The organism is Kitasatospora sp. NPDC127116, assembly GCF_042677365.1.
GTDB lineage: Bacteria > Actinomycetota > Actinomycetes > Streptomycetales > Streptomycetaceae > Kitasatospora > Kitasatospora lactacystinica.
Window position 1 is genome coordinate 1 of sequence record NZ_JBHXTL010000181.1, and the last position, 15,142, is coordinate 15,142.

The 15,142-nt window shown below is 74.7% G+C and carries 11 protein-coding genes; 9 read left to right on the forward strand and 2 right to left on the reverse strand.

The window, feature by feature from the left end:
• Positions 1 to 18 precede the first annotated feature (18 nt).
• A complete protein-coding gene (locus tag ACFVHV_RS39960) occupies positions 19 to 1,245 on the reverse strand; it encodes a cytochrome P450 (protein ID WP_359914433.1) in 1,227 nt (408 codons plus the stop codon).
• 32 nt (positions 1,246 to 1,277) lie between these two features.
• A complete protein-coding gene (locus ACFVHV_RS39965; protein ID WP_359914430.1) occupies positions 1,278 to 2,555 on the reverse strand; it encodes an FAD-dependent oxidoreductase in 1,278 nt (425 codons plus the stop codon).
• Positions 2,556 to 2,722: 167 nt separating this feature from the next.
• Here ACFVHV_RS39965 and ACFVHV_RS39970 point away from each other — a divergent pair, with 167 nt between their 5' ends.
• The 9 genes from ACFVHV_RS39970 to ACFVHV_RS40010 all read left to right on the forward strand — a co-directional run bounded on the left by ACFVHV_RS39970 (position 2,723) and on the right by ACFVHV_RS40010 (position 14,985).
• Positions 2,723 to 4,666 carry an HAD-IIIC family phosphatase gene (locus ACFVHV_RS39970; RefSeq protein WP_380358303.1) on the forward strand — a complete coding sequence of 648 codons (1,944 nt, stop codon included), beginning with the start codon at positions 2,723 to 2,725 and terminating at the stop codon, positions 4,664 to 4,666.
• A gap of 2 nt (positions 4,667 to 4,668) precedes the next feature.
• Positions 4,669 to 4,923: a DUF6059 family protein gene (locus ACFVHV_RS39975; RefSeq protein WP_359914425.1), complete on the forward strand. Its 255-nt coding sequence runs from the start codon at positions 4,669 to 4,671 to the stop codon at positions 4,921 to 4,923.
• A gap of 70 nt (positions 4,924 to 4,993) precedes the next feature.
• Positions 4,994 to 6,763, forward strand: a complete 1,770-nt coding sequence (locus ACFVHV_RS39980) for a fatty acyl-AMP ligase (RefSeq protein ID WP_359914422.1) — start codon at positions 4,994 to 4,996, stop codon at positions 6,761 to 6,763.
• A 1-nt stretch (position 6,764) separates the two neighbouring features.
• Entirely contained in the window at positions 6,765 to 8,543 is a 1,779-nt protein-coding gene (locus tag ACFVHV_RS39985) for an acyl-CoA dehydrogenase family protein (RefSeq protein WP_380358305.1), read from the forward strand.
• On the forward strand, positions 8,537 to 10,321 hold the full coding sequence (locus ACFVHV_RS39990; protein ID WP_380358307.1) for an acyl-CoA dehydrogenase: 1,785 nt from the start codon (positions 8,537 to 8,539) through the stop codon (positions 10,319 to 10,321). The genes ACFVHV_RS39985 and ACFVHV_RS39990 overlap by 7 nt, the downstream gene beginning before the upstream one ends.
• Before the next feature lie 40 nt (positions 10,322 to 10,361).
• Positions 10,362 to 10,661, forward strand: a complete 300-nt coding sequence (locus ACFVHV_RS39995) for an acyl carrier protein (RefSeq protein ID WP_359914414.1) — start codon at positions 10,362 to 10,364, stop codon at positions 10,659 to 10,661.
• On the forward strand, positions 10,661 to 13,663 hold the full coding sequence (locus tag ACFVHV_RS40000; RefSeq protein ID WP_380358314.1) for a type I polyketide synthase: 3,003 nt from the start codon (positions 10,661 to 10,663) through the stop codon (positions 13,661 to 13,663). Before ACFVHV_RS39995 ends, ACFVHV_RS40000 begins: the two co-directional genes overlap by 1 nt.
• A 28-nt stretch (positions 13,664 to 13,691) precedes the next feature.
• The gene (locus ACFVHV_RS40005; protein ID WP_380358310.1) at positions 13,692 to 14,732 is read left to right on the forward strand and encodes a 3-oxoacyl-ACP synthase III family protein; all 1,041 of its coding nucleotides are present in this window, start codon (positions 13,692 to 13,694) and stop codon (positions 14,730 to 14,732) included.
• A 22-nt stretch (positions 14,733 to 14,754) separates the two neighbouring features.
• Positions 14,755 to 14,985, forward strand: a complete 231-nt coding sequence (locus ACFVHV_RS40010; protein WP_359914409.1) for an acyl carrier protein — start codon at positions 14,755 to 14,757, stop codon at positions 14,983 to 14,985.
• The last annotated feature ends 157 nt before the right edge of the window (positions 14,986 to 15,142 follow it).

A 15,142-nucleotide genomic window follows, 5' to 3' on the forward strand; every position in this document is an offset into this window, starting at 1 on the left:
GGCGGGGACGCGCCGGGGTCACCACACCACGGGCAGCGCGCTGATGCCGTGCACCAGCATGCCCGAGGGGCGCGGCAGGTCCTCCGGGGCCACGGCCAGCTTCAGGGTGGGGAAGCGCTGGAACAGCGAGCCGATCGCGATCTGGAGCTCCAGCCGGGCCAGGCCCGCGCCGATGCAGTAGTGGGTGCCGTGGCTGAACGCGAAGTGCGGGTTGCTCGGCCGGTGGAAGTCGAGCTCGTCCGGGTCGGTGTACTGGCGGCGGTCGCGGTTGGCGGAGGCCAGGCCGGGCAGCACCGCGGAGCCCTTGGGGATCACCACGCCGCCCAGTTCGAGCTCCTCGGTGGTGATCCGCAGCAGCCCCTCGTCGCCCGGCGGGTAGGCGCGCAGCAGCTCCTCCACCGCGGCGTCGATCAGCTCCGGGTTCGCCTGCAGTTCGGCCAGCCGCTCCGGGTTGGTGAGCAGCGCGACCACGCTGTTGGCGATCTGGTTGACCGTGGTCTCGTGGCCGGCCACCAGCAGGCTGATCCCGAGGAAGATCAGCTCCTCGTGGCTGAGCCGGTCGCCGTCCTCGTCGTGGATGGAGACCAGGGCGGACAGCAGGCCGTCGTCCGGCTGCTGCCGCTTGGCCTCGACCAGCTCGGAGAGGTAGGTGAACAGGCCGACCTGGGCCTCCAGCATCTCCTCCTTGGTCCGCGAGGTGGTCGCCAGGAAGGCGCTGGACCAGGCGGAGAACTTCTCCCGGTCCTCGAACGGCACCCCGAGCAGCTCGCAGATCACGGTCACCGGCAGCGGGAAGGCGAGCGCCGGGATGAGGTCCACCGGCCCCTCGCTCGCGGCCATGGCGTCCAGCAGGGCGTCGGTGTGCTCCTGGATCCGGGGCCGCAGGGCGGCCACCCGGCGGACGGTGAACTCCCGGGAGACCAGCTTGCGCACCCGGGTGTGCTCCGGCGGGTCCATGTTCAGCAGGCTCTTGAACTTCTGCGGCGCCGCCGCGAGCCGGGGCGCACCGTCCTCCAGGGTGGCGGCCCGGCTGAAGCGCGGGTCCGAGAACACGGTGCGCACGTCGTCGTACCGGGTGACCAGGTACGCGTGGTCGCCGCTGGGCATGCGCACCTCGGCCACCGGCCGGTTCTCCCGGAGGTGGCCGTAGAACGGGCAGGCCTGCATCGCGGACGGGCGCTCGAACGGGTAGTCCGGCACCTCCTGGGCCTCCGGGGCGGGTGCTGCGTCGGGCTGTGCGGTCATCGGTGGTTCCTCTCCGAATCTGTGGTTGTCGGTCAGCTCACGGAGCCCGTGCGGTGGGGGGCCACGGGCAGGACGGCGCGTCCGCTCCGGTGCGCGTCCTGGAGCGGGTAGTAGATGCCGGCGACGATCCTGCGCTTGAGGAGGCTGTTGGAGCTCACCAGGCGGTAGGCCAGCCGGCGCAGCGCCACCGGGACGGGATCGCTCAGCGCGAACGCCCGCTCCTGGCGCATCTGGAGGCCGCGGGAGCGGGCCACGTGCCCCTCCCGCACGTGCTGGAACCGGCGGCAGGCGGCGTGCAGGGCGCCCGGTCCGCCGTCGCCGGCCAACGCCTCGGCGACCAGCGGCGCCAGGACCACCGCGTCGGCGATCGCGTGGTTGACGCCCTGTCCCAGCACCGGGGTCAGGGTGTGCGCGGCGTCGCCCACCAGCACCAGGCCGGGCTGCGACCAGTGCGGCACCACGGTGGTGAAGATGTCCAGCATGGAGGTGTCCGACCAGCTGGTGACGGACTCCCGCACTCCGGCGGAGACCTCCGGGGCGAGCTCGTCGACCCGGGCGTACAGCGACTCGATGCCCTGCCTGCGCATCTCGCGCAGGCCGCCCTTGGGGATGTTGAAGCCCACCCGCACCAGGTCGGGCACGGTCGGGATGAACAGTCCGTGGCGGTCGCCCTGGATGCGGACCCGGTAGGTGTGCGGGTCCCAGGCCTCGGGCTGCGGCACCTTGAACCAGACGAAGTCCCGTTCCAGCGGGATCTTCTCGTACGGCAGCCCCGCCATCTCGCGGACCTTGCTGAAGCGGCCGTCGGCCGCCACCGTCAGCGCCGCGTGGACCTCGGACTCGCCCTCGGGGCCGCGGACCCGGACGCCGGTCACCGCCGTGCCGTCCCGCAGCAGTTCCACCGCGGTGGTCCGGCGCAGCAGGGTGAAGCCCGGCAGCGCGGCGGCCTCGTCGGCCAGCGCGGTCAGCAGCGGGGGCTGCGGCAGCTCCATCGGGAACGGGCAGGGCTGGTCGAAGGCCGCGAACTCGGCCTTCAGCACCGGTCGGCCGCCGTCGAGGATCTCCATCCGGCGGGTCTCCAGGGTGCTGTCCCTGACCTTGTCCAGGATGCCGAGCCGCTCCAGCAGCCACACCGAGTCCGGCGAGATCGACTCGCCCCGGAACGAGCGGTCGAAGTGGGCGCTCTGCTCCACCACGGTGACCGACACCGACCGGCGGGCCAGCTCCAGCGCCAGCGTCAGCCCGGCGGGACCGGCGCCGACGATGCACACCTGGGTGCTCACCGGCCTGGATCCGGCCGTATCTGTCATGGCTTGCTCCTCGCGTGTGGGTGGATCCGGAGGCACGGTCTCGGCCGCCACCCTTCGCGGACCGGCTAAAGCCCTCCTTGCGAAGCGCTCCCGGCCCGCGCGCAAGGACGCCTTAAGAGGGTCCGCGCAGGCTCGGCGCGTCCATCAGAGGCAGCGAAGGAGAGACCGTGACCGCGGTTGTGAACACGGCCACCGGCGAGCGGACCGGGCCGCTGGACCGGCTGCGCGCCCTGCACGGCGAGGGGCGGCTGGCCGAGGAGTACCCGCAGGTGCCCGGGCTGCTGGCCGAGCTGGCGGCGGGCGCGCCGGCCGGGACGCCCGGGCGGGACCTGGCCCGGGCCGGGCAGTTGCTGGCCCGGCTCGACCCGGCCGAGGTGCTGGCCCGCCACGAAGGGCTGGAGGCGGTCGGCGTGGCCGTCACCGGCCACTCCACGCTCGGCGCCCTCACCGCCCCGCTCACCGCCGAGCTCGCCCGCCACGGCTTCGTGGCGAAGGCGACGACCGCCGACTACGGCTCCTGGCTGCGGGACCTGCAGGACACCGGCAGCGAGCTGTACGCGGCGGGCGTGGACCTCGCCCTGTGCGTGCTGGACGCCCAGCTGGTGTTCGACGAACTGCCGCACCCCTGGCGGGCGGAGGACCTGGAGGACGCGGTCGCGGCCAAGCTGCGCCTGCTGACCGCGCTGGCCGCCCGCTACGTCGGGCACGGCACCGGCACCCTGGTGCTCAACACGGTGCCGCTGCTGCCCGTCCACACCCGTCAGCTGGTCGACGCGCGCTCACGGGCGCGGATCGGCATCGCGTGGCGGGAGTTCAACGCCGGGCTGCTGCGGATCGCCCTGGACCACGAGCGGGTGCGCGTGGTCGACCTGGACCCGCTGGTCGCCGCGGGCGGACCGGTGAACGAGCCCCGGCTGGCCGCCTACGCCAAGGCGCAGCTCGGCGAGGAGCTGCTCGCGGCGTACGCCCGCGAGGTCGGCCACCTGGTGCGCGGCCTGCGCGGCCGGGCCAGGAAGGTGCTGGTGGTCGACCTCGACAACACCCTGTGGGACGGCATCCTGGGCGACGACGGTCCGGAGGGCATCGCCGCGGCCACCACCTACCGGGGCGAGGCGTTCGGCCGCTTCCAGCGGGTGGTGGCCCAAATAGGGGCCCAGGGCGTCCTGTTGGCGGTGTCCAGCAAGAACGACCAGGAGGCGGTGCTGGGGGTGCTGCGCGACCACCCCGACATGGTGCTCCGGGAGGGCGACTTCGTCCGGGTGAACGCCAACTGGGAGCCCAAGGACGGCAATCTGCTGGACATCGCGCGCCGGCTCAACCTGGGCGTGGACAGCTTCGTCTTCGTCGACGACTCGCCGTTCGAGTGCGGGCTGGTCGCGAGCAGCCTGCCCCAGGTGGCCGTCGTCCGGCTGGACGAGGAGCCGGCGCTGCACGTGGAGCGGCTGCTCGCGGACGGCTGGTTCGACGTGGCCGCGCTCACCGCGGAGGACCGGGTCCGCGCGGACCAGTACCGCTCCGAGGCCGCCCGGCAGGACCTGCTGGACGACGCCGGCTCGATGGAGGACTACCTGGCCCGGCTCGACGTGCGGGTCTCGCTCTCGCCGGTGCGGGAGCACGAGGTGGCCAGGGCCTCCCAGATCACCCTGCGCACCAACCAGTTCAACCTCACCACCGAGCGGCTCCAGGCGGCCGACGTCCGGGCCCGGATGGACGCGGCGGAGCACCTGGTGCTCGCGGTCCGCGCCACCGACCGGTTCGGCGACAACGGGCTGGTGGGCCTGGTCCTGGTGCGCACGGCCCAGGACGGCTGGCACATCGACAACGCCCTGCTGAGCTGCCGGGTCTTCGCCCGGGGCATCGAACAGGCCGCGCTGGCCGCCGTGCTGGAGCGCGCCCGGCGGGCCGGGGCGCCGGCCGTGCACGCCCGCTTCCGGCCCACCGCCAAGAACGGCAAGGTGCGCGGGCTCTACCCGTCGCTGGGTTTCGTGCCGACCGGTGAGGACGCGGCCGGGGAGGTGTCCTTCCGGCACGACCTGGAGGTCCTGCCCGAGGTGCCGGGGCACGTCGCCCTGACCGCGGACTTCGACCGGGCCCCGGACCGGGGGGCGTAGCGGTGGGGCCGGGGGAGCGGCGGCGTGCGGCGCTGCGGCGGTGGGCCGCCGGCTGGGTCCGGGCGCTGGCCAACCTGGGCGCGATGTTCGGGGCGGTCACGGTCGAGTACCACCTGACCGTCGGCCGGGAGCCGGCGCCCGCGCCGTTGGAGGAACCGCCGGCGGACCACCCCGAGCGCCTGCTGCGCGGGGTCCCGCTGTCGGAGCGGGAGCAGGAGCTGTGGGCCCAACTGGAGGGCCTGCGCAGGCGCGTGTAGCGCAACGGCGGCTTTAGTGCTCGAACTGATGATCGGTCCGGACGTGTCGACCGAACGAGGGGGATTGACGGTGGCGGGTTTCCGATCGTTCGCGGAGCTGGTGCTCGCGCGGGCGGCAGAGCGTGGGGATGCGGACGCCTACCTGTTCCTGGAGAACGGGGTGCGGGGGGTGGAACCGGAACGGCTCACGTACGCGGGCCTGGACCGGTCGGCGAAGGAGCTGGCGGCCTGGCTGCAGGACCGGGGGATGACCGGCCGGCAGGTGCTGCTGCTGTACCCGTCGGGACTGGAGTTCCTGACGGCGTTCGTCGGCTGCCTGTACGCGGGCGCGGTGGCCGTCCCGGCGCCCCTGCCCACGGAGCAGGGCCAGCACTTCCAGCGGGTGTCCGGGATCGTCCGGGACGCCCGGGTCGGCGCCGTGCTGACCATCGGCAAGCACGCGCCGGACGTCGGGGCGTGGCTGGCGGACGAGGGCTTCTCCGACGTGCTCTGCCTCGCCACGGACGGGCCGGTGGGCGACGCCGCCGCCTGGCGCGACCCGGGGCTGCGCCCCGAGGACCTGGCCTTCCTCCAGTACACCTCCGGCTCGACCAGCGAGCCCAAGGGCGTGATGGTCTCGCACGCCAACCTGCTGGCCAACGAGGCCGCCATCCAGCGCTCCACCGGCAGCGGCCCGGACACCGTGCTGGGCGGCTGGCTGCCCTTCTACCACGACATGGGCCTGATCGGGCACGTGCTCCAGCCGCTGTGGCTGGGCACCAGCGCGGTGCTGATGTCCCCGACCTCCTTCCTGCGCCGTCCGGTGCGCTGGCTGGAACTGATCGGCGAGCACCGGGTGACCATCTCCGCCGCCCCCAACTTCGCCTACGACCTCTGCCTGCGGCGGGTGACCGACGCCCACCTGGAGGGCATCGACCTGTCCAGCTGGCAGGTCGCCTGCAACGGCGCGGAGCCGGTCCGGGCCGACACCCTGCGGGCCTTCGCCGAGCGCTTCGGGCCGTACGGCTTCCGGGCCGACACGTTCTTCCCCTGCTACGGCATGGCCGAGACCACGCTGCTGGTCTCCGGCAAGCGGCACGGCCGGCCGGCGGTGCTGCGCGAGGTGGACGCCGCGGGCCTGGAGGCGGGCCGGCTGGAGGGGCCGTTCCTCCGGGAGCCGACGCGGGCCCTGGCCTCCAGCGGCGTCGTGGGCTCCGAGGACTTCGAGGTGCGCATCGTCGACCCGCAGACCCGTGCGGAACGCCCCGAGCGCGAGGTCGGCGAGATCTGGGTGCGCGGCGCCAGCGTCTCCTCCGGCTACTGGGACCGCCCCGAGGTCAACGCGGAGGTGTTCGGCGCCCGGATCGCCGGCGCGGAGGAGCTCGGCCGCTGGCTGCGGACCGGCGACCTGGGCGCGGTGGAGCGCGGCGAACTGTTCGTGACCGGCCGGCTGAAGGAGATGATCCTGATCAACGGCCGCAACATCTATCCGTACGACGTGGAGAACGCGGTGCGCGCCCTGGAGCCGACGGCCTTCGGCGCCGGAGCGGTCTTCGCCGTCGACACCGGCCAGGAGCACCTGGTGGTGATCCACGAGGTCCGCCCGAGCGCCCTGGCGGACCAGGACCTCAAGAAGCTCACCGCCACCGTCCAGGCCCTGGTCAGCCGGGAGTTCGCGGTGCCCGCGGGCAACGTCCTGCTGGTGCGCCCGGGCACCGTCCGCCGCACCACCAGCGGCAAGATCCAGCGGACCCTGATGCGCAAGCTGTTCCTGGAGGGCGCCGTCACCCCGCTGCACGCCGTGCTCGACCCGGCGGTGCGCGAGCTCGTCGGCACCCGCGACCCGGAACCGGTGGGCTGACATGGACCACGCGCCGTACCGCGTCGCCGAGGAGCTCGAACAGTTCCTCGGCGACCCGGACGCCCCCGGCACCGTGTTCTCGTACGCCCGCAGCCTGGAGCTGGACGAGAGCGAGACCTTCCCGGCCGACATCTGCCGGGTCCTGGAGGACTGGCGCCTCCAGGACCACTACGTGCCCGCCGAGCACGGCGGCCGGCTCACCGACTACGAGACCGTCATGCAGGTCATGCGGACCGTCGCCCGCCGCGACCTCACCGTGGCGATCGGCCACGGCAAGACCTACCTGGGCGGCGTCTGCGTCTGGGTGTCGGGCAGCCCCGAGCAGGCCGCCCGGCTGGCCGCGGACATCCGCGCCGGCGTCCCGGTGTCGCTGGGCCTCACCGAGCGGGCGCACGGCAGCGACCTGCTCGCCGACGAGGTGCACGGCGAACCGGACGGCGCCGGGGGCTGGCTGGTCAGCGGCGAGAAGTGGCTGATCAACAACGCCACCCGGGGCAGCGTCCTGTCCGCGCTCGTGCGCACCGACCCGGCCGGCGGCCCGCGCGGGTTCAGCGTGCTGCTGATGGACAAGCGCGGCCTCGGCCCGGAGCACTACCGCTGCCTCGACAAGATCCGCACCCACGGCATCCGCGGCGCCGACATCAGCGGCATCGCCTACGACCGGGCCCCGGTGCCGGCCACCGCCCTCGTCGGCACCGAGGGCGGCGGCCTGGAGACGGTGCTCAAGGCGCTCCAGCTGACCCGGACGATGTGCGCCGCGCTGTCGCTGGGCGCCGCCGACCACGCCCTCGCGCTGGCCCTGGACTTCGCCGAGCGGCGGGAGCTCTACGGCCGCCGCCTGGTGGACCTGCCGCAGGCGCGTCAGGTGCTCGCCTCGGCCGCCGCCGACGTGCTGGTCGGCGAGGCGCTGGCGACGGTCGCGATCCGTTCGGTCCACACCCTCACCGGCGAGCTCGGCGTGGCCGCCGCCGCCACCAAGTACCTGGTGCCCACCGGCACCGAGCAGGTCATCGCCGAACTGACCCGGCTGCTGGGCGCCCGCGCCTTCCTCAAGGGGGAGCACGCCGGCGGCATGTTCCAGAAGGTCGACCGGGACCACCGGATCGTCGGACTCTTCGACGGCAACACCCTGGTCAACCTCAACTCCCTGGTCAACCAGTTCCGTTCACTGTCCCGCGGCTGGGAACGGGGCACCGGGGACACCGCCGGGGCCGCCACCGCCTTCGACCTGGCCGCGCCGCTGCCGGCCCTGGACCCGTCCCGGCTCTCCCTGGTCGCCAAGGGCGGCAGCGGCATCGTCGCGTCGCTGCCGGCCTCCGTGGCCGCCCTGCGCGCCGAGGCCGGGCACGGCTCCGCGCTCGACGGCGCCCTGGAGGCCGCCGAACGGCTGCTCGCCGCGACCGGCCGCGTCCACGCCGAGATGGCCGCCCACCGCTCCCCGGTCTCCGACGTGCCGACCGCCGCCTTCGAGGTCGCCCGGCGCTACAGCCTCTGCCTGGCGGGCGCCGCCTGCCTGGGCCTGTGGGCGCACAACCACCGGGCCGCCGCCCGGGGACGCACCGGCGCGCTCTGGCGCGACGGCGTCTGGCTGTGGCCCGCCCTGGACCGGCTGCTGGTCCGGCTCGGCGAGCAGGACGGCCCCCGGCCGGAGGCCTACCCCGCGCTGCTGGCACGGCTGCGCGACACCCGGGCGGCCGGCGAGCTGCACTCCCTGCTCCCGCTGCGGCTGCACCGCCCCGCACCCACCGACGACCGTCCTGCCGAGGGGGCGCCATGCTGACCGATTCCGCGGCCCCCGGACTCCCCCGTCCGGAGGCCCCCGCCGACCGCCCCCGGGAGGGGGCCCAGGAGACCGCGGCCCGGGACCGGGTCGCCGAACTCGAACGCCGCTTCGGCGACCCGGGCGACCCGGCCAACCCGGTCGGCACCGAACGGCTGCTGGCCGCCGACGAGGCCGGCGAGCTGTCCGGGGCCGGCGAACAACTGCTGGACGACCTCCGCCTGACCGCCGAATTCGTCCCCGCCGAACTCGGCGGGCGGCTCACCCGGATCGACACCCTGGCCCGCACCCTGCGGCCGGTCTTCCGGCGCGACGTCGCACTCGGCCTCGGCTACGGCGTCACCTCGTTCATGGCGGCCGTCAACGTCTGGACCGCGGGCAGCGCGCAGCAGCGCGCCCGGCTGGCCGAGCTGCTGCTCGGCGGCGCCAAGGTCTCGGTCGCCTACCACGAGCTGGCGCACGGCAACGACTTCCTGCGCAACGACTTCCGGGCCCGGCCCGAGCCCGGCGGCTACCGGCTGCACGGCCGCAAACAGGTCATCAACAACGCCGACCGGGCCGCCGCCTTCGCGCTGTTCGCCCGCACCGACGACGCGCCCGGCGCCCGCAGCCACTCGGTCCTGCTGGCGGAGCGCGACCAGCTCGACCCGGCCCGCTTCGCCACCCTGCCCCGCCACCCCACCGCCGGGGTGCGCGGCTGCCGGATCTCCGGCCTGGACTTCGACGACTGCCCCGTCCCGGCCGCCACCCTGGTCGGCGAGCAGGGCCAGGGCGCGGAACTGGCGCTGCGCTCCTTCCAGATCACCCGCAGCGTCCTGCCCGGGATGGCGCTCGGAGCCGCCGACACCGGCCTGCGCACCGTCGTCGGGTTCGCCCTGGGCCGGCGCCTCTACCGGCGCCCCGTGGCGGAGATCCCGCACGCCCGCTCCACCCTCACCGGCGCCTTCCTGGACCTGCTGGTCTGCGACAGCCTCTCGCTGGTCGGAACCCGCGCCGTGCACCTCCTGCCGGAGGAGACCAGCGTGTCCGCCGCCGTCGTCAAGTACCTGGTGCCCAAGGTGCTGACGGAGGTCATGCACGACCTGTCGATCGTGCTCGGCGCCCGGTTCTACCTCCGCGACGGCGAGTTCGGCGCCTTCCAGAAGCACCTGCGCGACCTCCCGGTGCTCAGCCTCGGCCACGCCGGCTCGGCGGCCTGCCAGGCCACCGTCGTCCCGCAGCTGGCCAGGCTCGCCCGGCGGGCCTGGTTCACCGGCGACGAGGCGCCCGCGGCGCTCTTCGAGACCCGCACGGACCTGCCCGGGATCCCCTTCGACCGGCTCACCCTCGCCGCCGGACGGGACAGCCTCAGCGCCTCGCTGGTCGCCTCCCGCGACGACCGGCCCGACACGGCGCCCGAGGAGCGGGCCCTGCGGACCCTCGCGCTCGCCATGGTGGACGAGCTGCGGCGGATCCAGCAGGACAGCCTCGCCCTCGCCCCCCAGGACCGCACCGCCCTGGCCGGCCCCGGCGCCTTCGCCCTGGCCGACCGCTACGCGGTGGTCCTCGCCGCGGCCGCCGTCCTCGGCGTCCGGCGCGCGGCCCGGGCCGACGGCACCGACCCCTTCCTCGCCGACCCCTCCTGGGCCGCGGCCGCCCTGCACCGGCTCGCCCGGCGCCTCGGCCGCCGCCCGGCCGACCTGCCGGCCGGCTGCGAGGAGAAGGTCCACCAGGAACTGCTGCGCCGCTTCCACGAGCGCCGCGGCTACGACCTCTACGACACCCCGCTGGCCGGCTGACCGGCCGCCCCGTCCTTTCCCACGCAGCGAGGAGCACCTCATGACCGTCCCCACCACCGGCCTTCCGGCCACCCTCGGCGAGCACACCGTCGAGACCCTGACCGGCTGGCTCGCCGACCGGATCTCCCTCTACCTGAAGCGCCCGGCCGACGAGATCGCCCCCGGCGTCCCGCTCGCCGAGTACGGCCTGGACTCGGTCGCCGCGCTGAGCCTGTGCGGCGACATCGAGGAGGACTTCGACCTCGTCCTGGAGCCCACCGTGGCCTGGGACTACCCGACCGTCGACGCGCTCGCCGGATACCTGGTGGAGGAGCTGCGCGCCACCGTGGGAGAGGCATGATGCAGCCCGTCGCCATCGTCGGCATCGACTGCCGCTTCCCCGGCGCACCGGACCCCGCCGCGTACTGGGACCTGCTGATGCGCTCCGGTGACGGCGTCGGACGGGTGCCCGAACAGCGGTGGAACGCCGACGACTTCTACTCGCCCGAAGGCGCCGAGGGGCACTCCAACACCACCAGCGGCGGCTTCATCACCGACCCGGACGCCTTCGACCACGAGTTCTTCGCGATCTCGCCGCGCGAGGCCGCCGCGATGGACCCCCAGCAGCGGCTGGTCCTGCAGTGCGCCTGGCGCGCGGTCGAGGACGCCGGAATCGCGCCGCAGAGCCTGGCCGGGACCGACACCGGGGTCTTCGTCGGCATCATGGGCAACGAGTGGGCCCACCTCCACCTCACCGACTACGCGCGGGTCACCGCGCAGGTCGGATCCGGCAACGGCTACTGCATGACCGCCAACCGGATCTCCTACCACCTCGACCTCAAGGGCCCGAGCCTCGCCGTGGACACGGCCTGCTCCTCCTCGCTGGTCGCCGTCCACCTGGCGTGCAACGCCCTGCTCGCGGGGGAGTGCGACACCGCCGTCGCGGCCGGGGTGAACATCGCCCTCACGCCGGCCCTCGGCATCTTCTACACCCAGGCCGGGCTCTCCGCGCCCGACGGCCGCTGCAAGCCCTTCAGTGCCGACGCCGACGGCATCGGCCGCGGCGAGGGCGTCGGCGCGGTGGTGCTGCGCCGCCTCGAGGACGCGATCGCCGACGGGCAGCCGGTGTACGCGGTGATCCGCGGCACCGCCGTCAACCAGGACGGGCGCAGCAACGGCCTCACCGCGCCCAACCGCTGGTCGCAGCAGGAGGTGCTGGCCTCCGCCTACCGCCGGGCCGGGGTCGAGCCGTCCGACGTCGCCTTCACCGAGGGCCACGGCACCGGCACCGTGCTCGGCGACATGATCGAGGTCAAGGCGCTCGGCGACCTGCACGCCGACCGCACCGGCAAGCCGCTGGCCCTCGGCTCGGTCAAGGGCAACCTCGGCCACACCGAGGGCGCCGCCGGGATCGCCGGACTCATCAAGGTGGCGCTCTCCCTGCACCACCGGGTGGTGCCCGCCAGCCGGTTCGCCGCCAGGGAGAACCCGGCGCTGAAACTCTCCAAGTACGGCCTGCGGCTGCTCAAGGCGCCCCTGCGGCTGGCGGCCGGAACCACCGTCGGCGGCCTCAGCAGCTTCGGCATGGGCGGCACCAACGCCCACGCGGTGCTGGAGTCCGCGCCCGGCGGCGCCGCCCGGCCCACGGCCGGATCCGCCGCCCGGCCCACCGGCCTCGGGGCGGCGGTGTTCACCCTGACCGCGCCCACCGCGCAGGCGCTGCGCCGCAACCTGGTGGCGCAGGCCGACGCCCTCCAGCGCCACCGGGTGACCCCGGTCGGCGCCGTGGGCTGGAGCAGCACCCGGCTCAAGACCGGCCACCGGCACCGCTTCGCCGTACCGGCCACCGACACCGCCGACCTGGCGGCCGTCCTGCGCCGGGCGGCCGACGACGAGGACCTGCTGACCCGCCTCACCGGCGGGCCGGGCGGGCGCCCGCGGGTGGCCCTGCTCTTCACCGGGCAGGGCTCGCAGTACCCGGGCATGGCGGCCGGCCTCTACCGCGACGCCCCGCTGTTCCGCCGCCACCTCGACCGGGCGGACGAGGCGCTCCGGCCGCACACCGAGGGCTCGGTGCGCGACCTGCTGCTCGCCGCGGACCCCGCCGTCCACCGCACCGGCTGGGCGCAGCCGGCCCTGTTCGCGGTCGGCTACGCGCTGGCCGCCACCCTGACCGAACTCGGGGTGCGCCCCGGGATGCTGCTCGGCCACAGCATCGGCGAGTACGCGGCCGCGGTGCTCGCCGACGCGCTGCCGCTGGAGCAGGCGGCCCGGCTGGTCTCGGCGCGCGGCCGGCTGATGCAGGAACTCCCCGCGGGCGGCGGGATGCTGGCGGTGCGCGCGGAGGCCGCCGTCCTGGCCGAGCGGATCGCCGGCGAACCGCTGATCGGGATCGCCGCCGTCAACGGGCCCACGGCCACCGTGCTCTCCGGAGACCTCGCGGCGCTGGCCCGGATCGAGGAGGAGCTGACCCGCGCCGGGGTGCGCTCGCGCCGCCTGGAGGTCTCGCACGCCTTCCACTCGCCGTTGATGGAGCCCGTGCTGGAACGCTTCGCCGCGGTCGCGGAGGAGGCCGGCGGGAGCGTCCCGGCCCTGCCGGTGTACTCCACGCTGCGCGGCAGGCTGCTGGAGGCCGAGCCGATGGACGCGGCCTACTGGGTCGAGCACATCGGCGCTCCGGTGCTGTTCGCGGACGCCGCACGGCAGTTGCTCGCGGAGGCGCCGACCCACCTGCTGGAGGTCGGCCCGCGGCCGGTGCTCGTCCCGATGGCCCGCCGGCTGGGCGGTGCCCCCGCCGGGGCGGGCCCGCGCGGCGTCCTGCCGGTGCCGGGCGAGCAGGCCGGCGGGCGGGAGCTGGCCGAGGCCGTCGCCGAGCTGTTCCGCGGCGGGGCCGACCCGGACTGGCACGCGGTGTACGCCGAGGAGGACCGCAGGGCGCACCGGCTGGCCCCGTACGCCTTCGCCGACGACCGCCGGTTCTGGGCCCGCCCGCCCGTTCGGTCCACGTCCGTTCCGTCCGCCTCCGACCCGTCCGCCTCCGACCCGTCCGCGACCGTCCCGTCCGCCGCCGACCCGCGGCCGGCCGGGTCCGACCCGGGCCTCCGGGCCCCGGACCCCGTGGCCGGCGCCGTCCTGGCCGCCGTGGCGCAGGTGGGCAGCTACGCGCCCGAGGAGATCACCCCGCACGCACGGCTCTTCGAGGACCTCGGCTTCGACTCGGTGATGGTCATGGAGCTCAAGAAGCGCATCGAGGAGCGGCTGACCGGCCTCGAACCGCTGAGCGTGGAGGACCTGTTGCCCCGGCTGTCCTCGGTCGGCGACCTCATCGGCTTCCTGGGCGAACGGCACACCGCCGCCGCCTGAACCCGTCCCGCAGAAAGGACCGCACACCATGCAGCCGCCACCCGAGCGCGATCCCGTCCAGGCGTACCTCGCCTCGGTCGGGACCGCCCTGCCCGGCGACCCGGTCGACAACGCCGCGCTCGCCAAGGTGCTGGGGGTCAACGAGGAGTGGATCGACCTCTTCATCGGCACCCGCACCCGCCACTTCGCCCGCGACCTCGCCACCGGCACGGTGCGCTGGTCGCTCGCCGACCTGTGCGCCCAGGCCGGCGCCCGGGCCGTCGCCGCCGCCGGGATCGACCCGGCGGAGATCGGTTTCGTGGTGCTCGGCACCGCGACCCCGGACCACCTGATGCCCGCCACCGTCAACCACATCGCCGACCAGCTCGGCCTGGACCAGGTGCCCACGTACCAGCTCCAGTCCGGCTGCGCCGGTGCCGTCCAGGCGCTCGGGCTCGGCCGGACCCTGATCGTCGGCGAGGGCCACCGGGCCGGCCTGGTGATCGGCGGCGACGTCTGCAGCAAGCACCTCGACCTCGACCGGGACCTGGCCGGCGCGGCGCCGAGCGACCTGGTCAACTACGTGCTCTTCGGCGACGGCGCCGGCGCCGCGGTGCTCACCGCCGAGCCCAGGGGCGAGGCGGTGGCGCTGCGCCGGGTGCTCAACCGGTTCACCGGCCTCGGCCGGGAACCCGGCCAGGTCATCGACTGGTTCGGCCTGGCCGACCGGTACGACGACCGGCAGGCCGTCCGGGAGGACTACAAGGCCATCGAGGAGTTCGTCCCGGTGATGGCGGTGGAGATCCTCTGGGAGCTGCTCGACGACCTGGACTGGTCCGCCGAGGAGCTCGACTACCTGCTGCCCCCGCAGCTCTCCGGCCGGATGACCCGCCGCATCCACGAGCAGCTCGACGTGCCCGGTGCCACCGAGGTGTCCTGCGTCGCGGACACCGGCAACAACGGCAACGCGCTGCCCTTCCTCCAGCTGGAGCGGCTGCTGGGGCAGATGTCCCGCGGCGAGAAGGCCCTCGCGGTGGCCGTGGAGTCCAGCAAGTGGATCAAGGCGGGCTTCGCCCTGGAGAAGATGTGACACTCCGTCACCGATTGGACGCATGATGCAGACCGTCGACGAGTTCGCCCGCCTGGTCCGCGAGGAACTGGGCATCCCGCTGGCGGACGGGGACATCGCCGCCGACCTCGACCGGATCCCCGAGTGGGACTCCCTCTACCTGCTCAAGCTGGTCACCGCGCTGGAGCGGAGCACCGGCCGCCCGCTGCCGGTCGGACGGGTGATGGAGGCCCGCAGCCTGGAGGAGATCTACCGGCTGGCGGTCGACCGGTGACCGCCGCCCGCCCGCACCCCGAGCGCCGCCGGCGGCACACCCTCTACTTCCTGGAGCACGCCGCCCGGCAGCGCCCGGTGCACCTGGACACCGAGGTCGACATGACCCGCGTCCAGCACCACCGCGCCGAGGCCGGGGCGGCCGGGAACCGCTACTC

What these genes read in the sequence shown, in the direction of transcription:
- ACFVHV_RS39960 (WP_359914433.1), bottom strand. Translation starts at nt 1,245, where the DNA reads ATGACCGCACAGCCCGACGCAGCACCCGCCCCGGAGGCCCAGGAGGTG.
- ACFVHV_RS39965 (WP_359914430.1), bottom strand. Translation starts at nt 2,555, where the DNA reads ATGACAGATACGGCCGGATCCAGGCCGGTGAGCACCCAGGTGTGCATC.
- ACFVHV_RS39985 (WP_380358305.1), top strand. Translation starts at nt 6,765, where the DNA reads ATGGACCACGCGCCGTACCGCGTCGCCGAGGAGCTCGAACAGTTCCTC.
- ACFVHV_RS39990 (WP_380358307.1), top strand. Translation starts at nt 8,537, where the DNA reads ATGCTGACCGATTCCGCGGCCCCCGGACTCCCCCGTCCGGAGGCCCCC.
- ACFVHV_RS39995 (WP_359914414.1), top strand. Translation starts at nt 10,362, where the DNA reads ATGACCGTCCCCACCACCGGCCTTCCGGCCACCCTCGGCGAGCACACC.
- ACFVHV_RS40000 (WP_380358314.1), top strand. Translation starts at nt 10,661, where the DNA reads ATGCAGCCCGTCGCCATCGTCGGCATCGACTGCCGCTTCCCCGGCGCA.
- ACFVHV_RS40005 (WP_380358310.1), top strand. Translation starts at nt 13,692, where the DNA reads ATGCAGCCGCCACCCGAGCGCGATCCCGTCCAGGCGTACCTCGCCTCG.
- ACFVHV_RS40010 (WP_359914409.1), top strand. Translation starts at nt 14,755, where the DNA reads ATGATGCAGACCGTCGACGAGTTCGCCCGCCTGGTCCGCGAGGAACTG.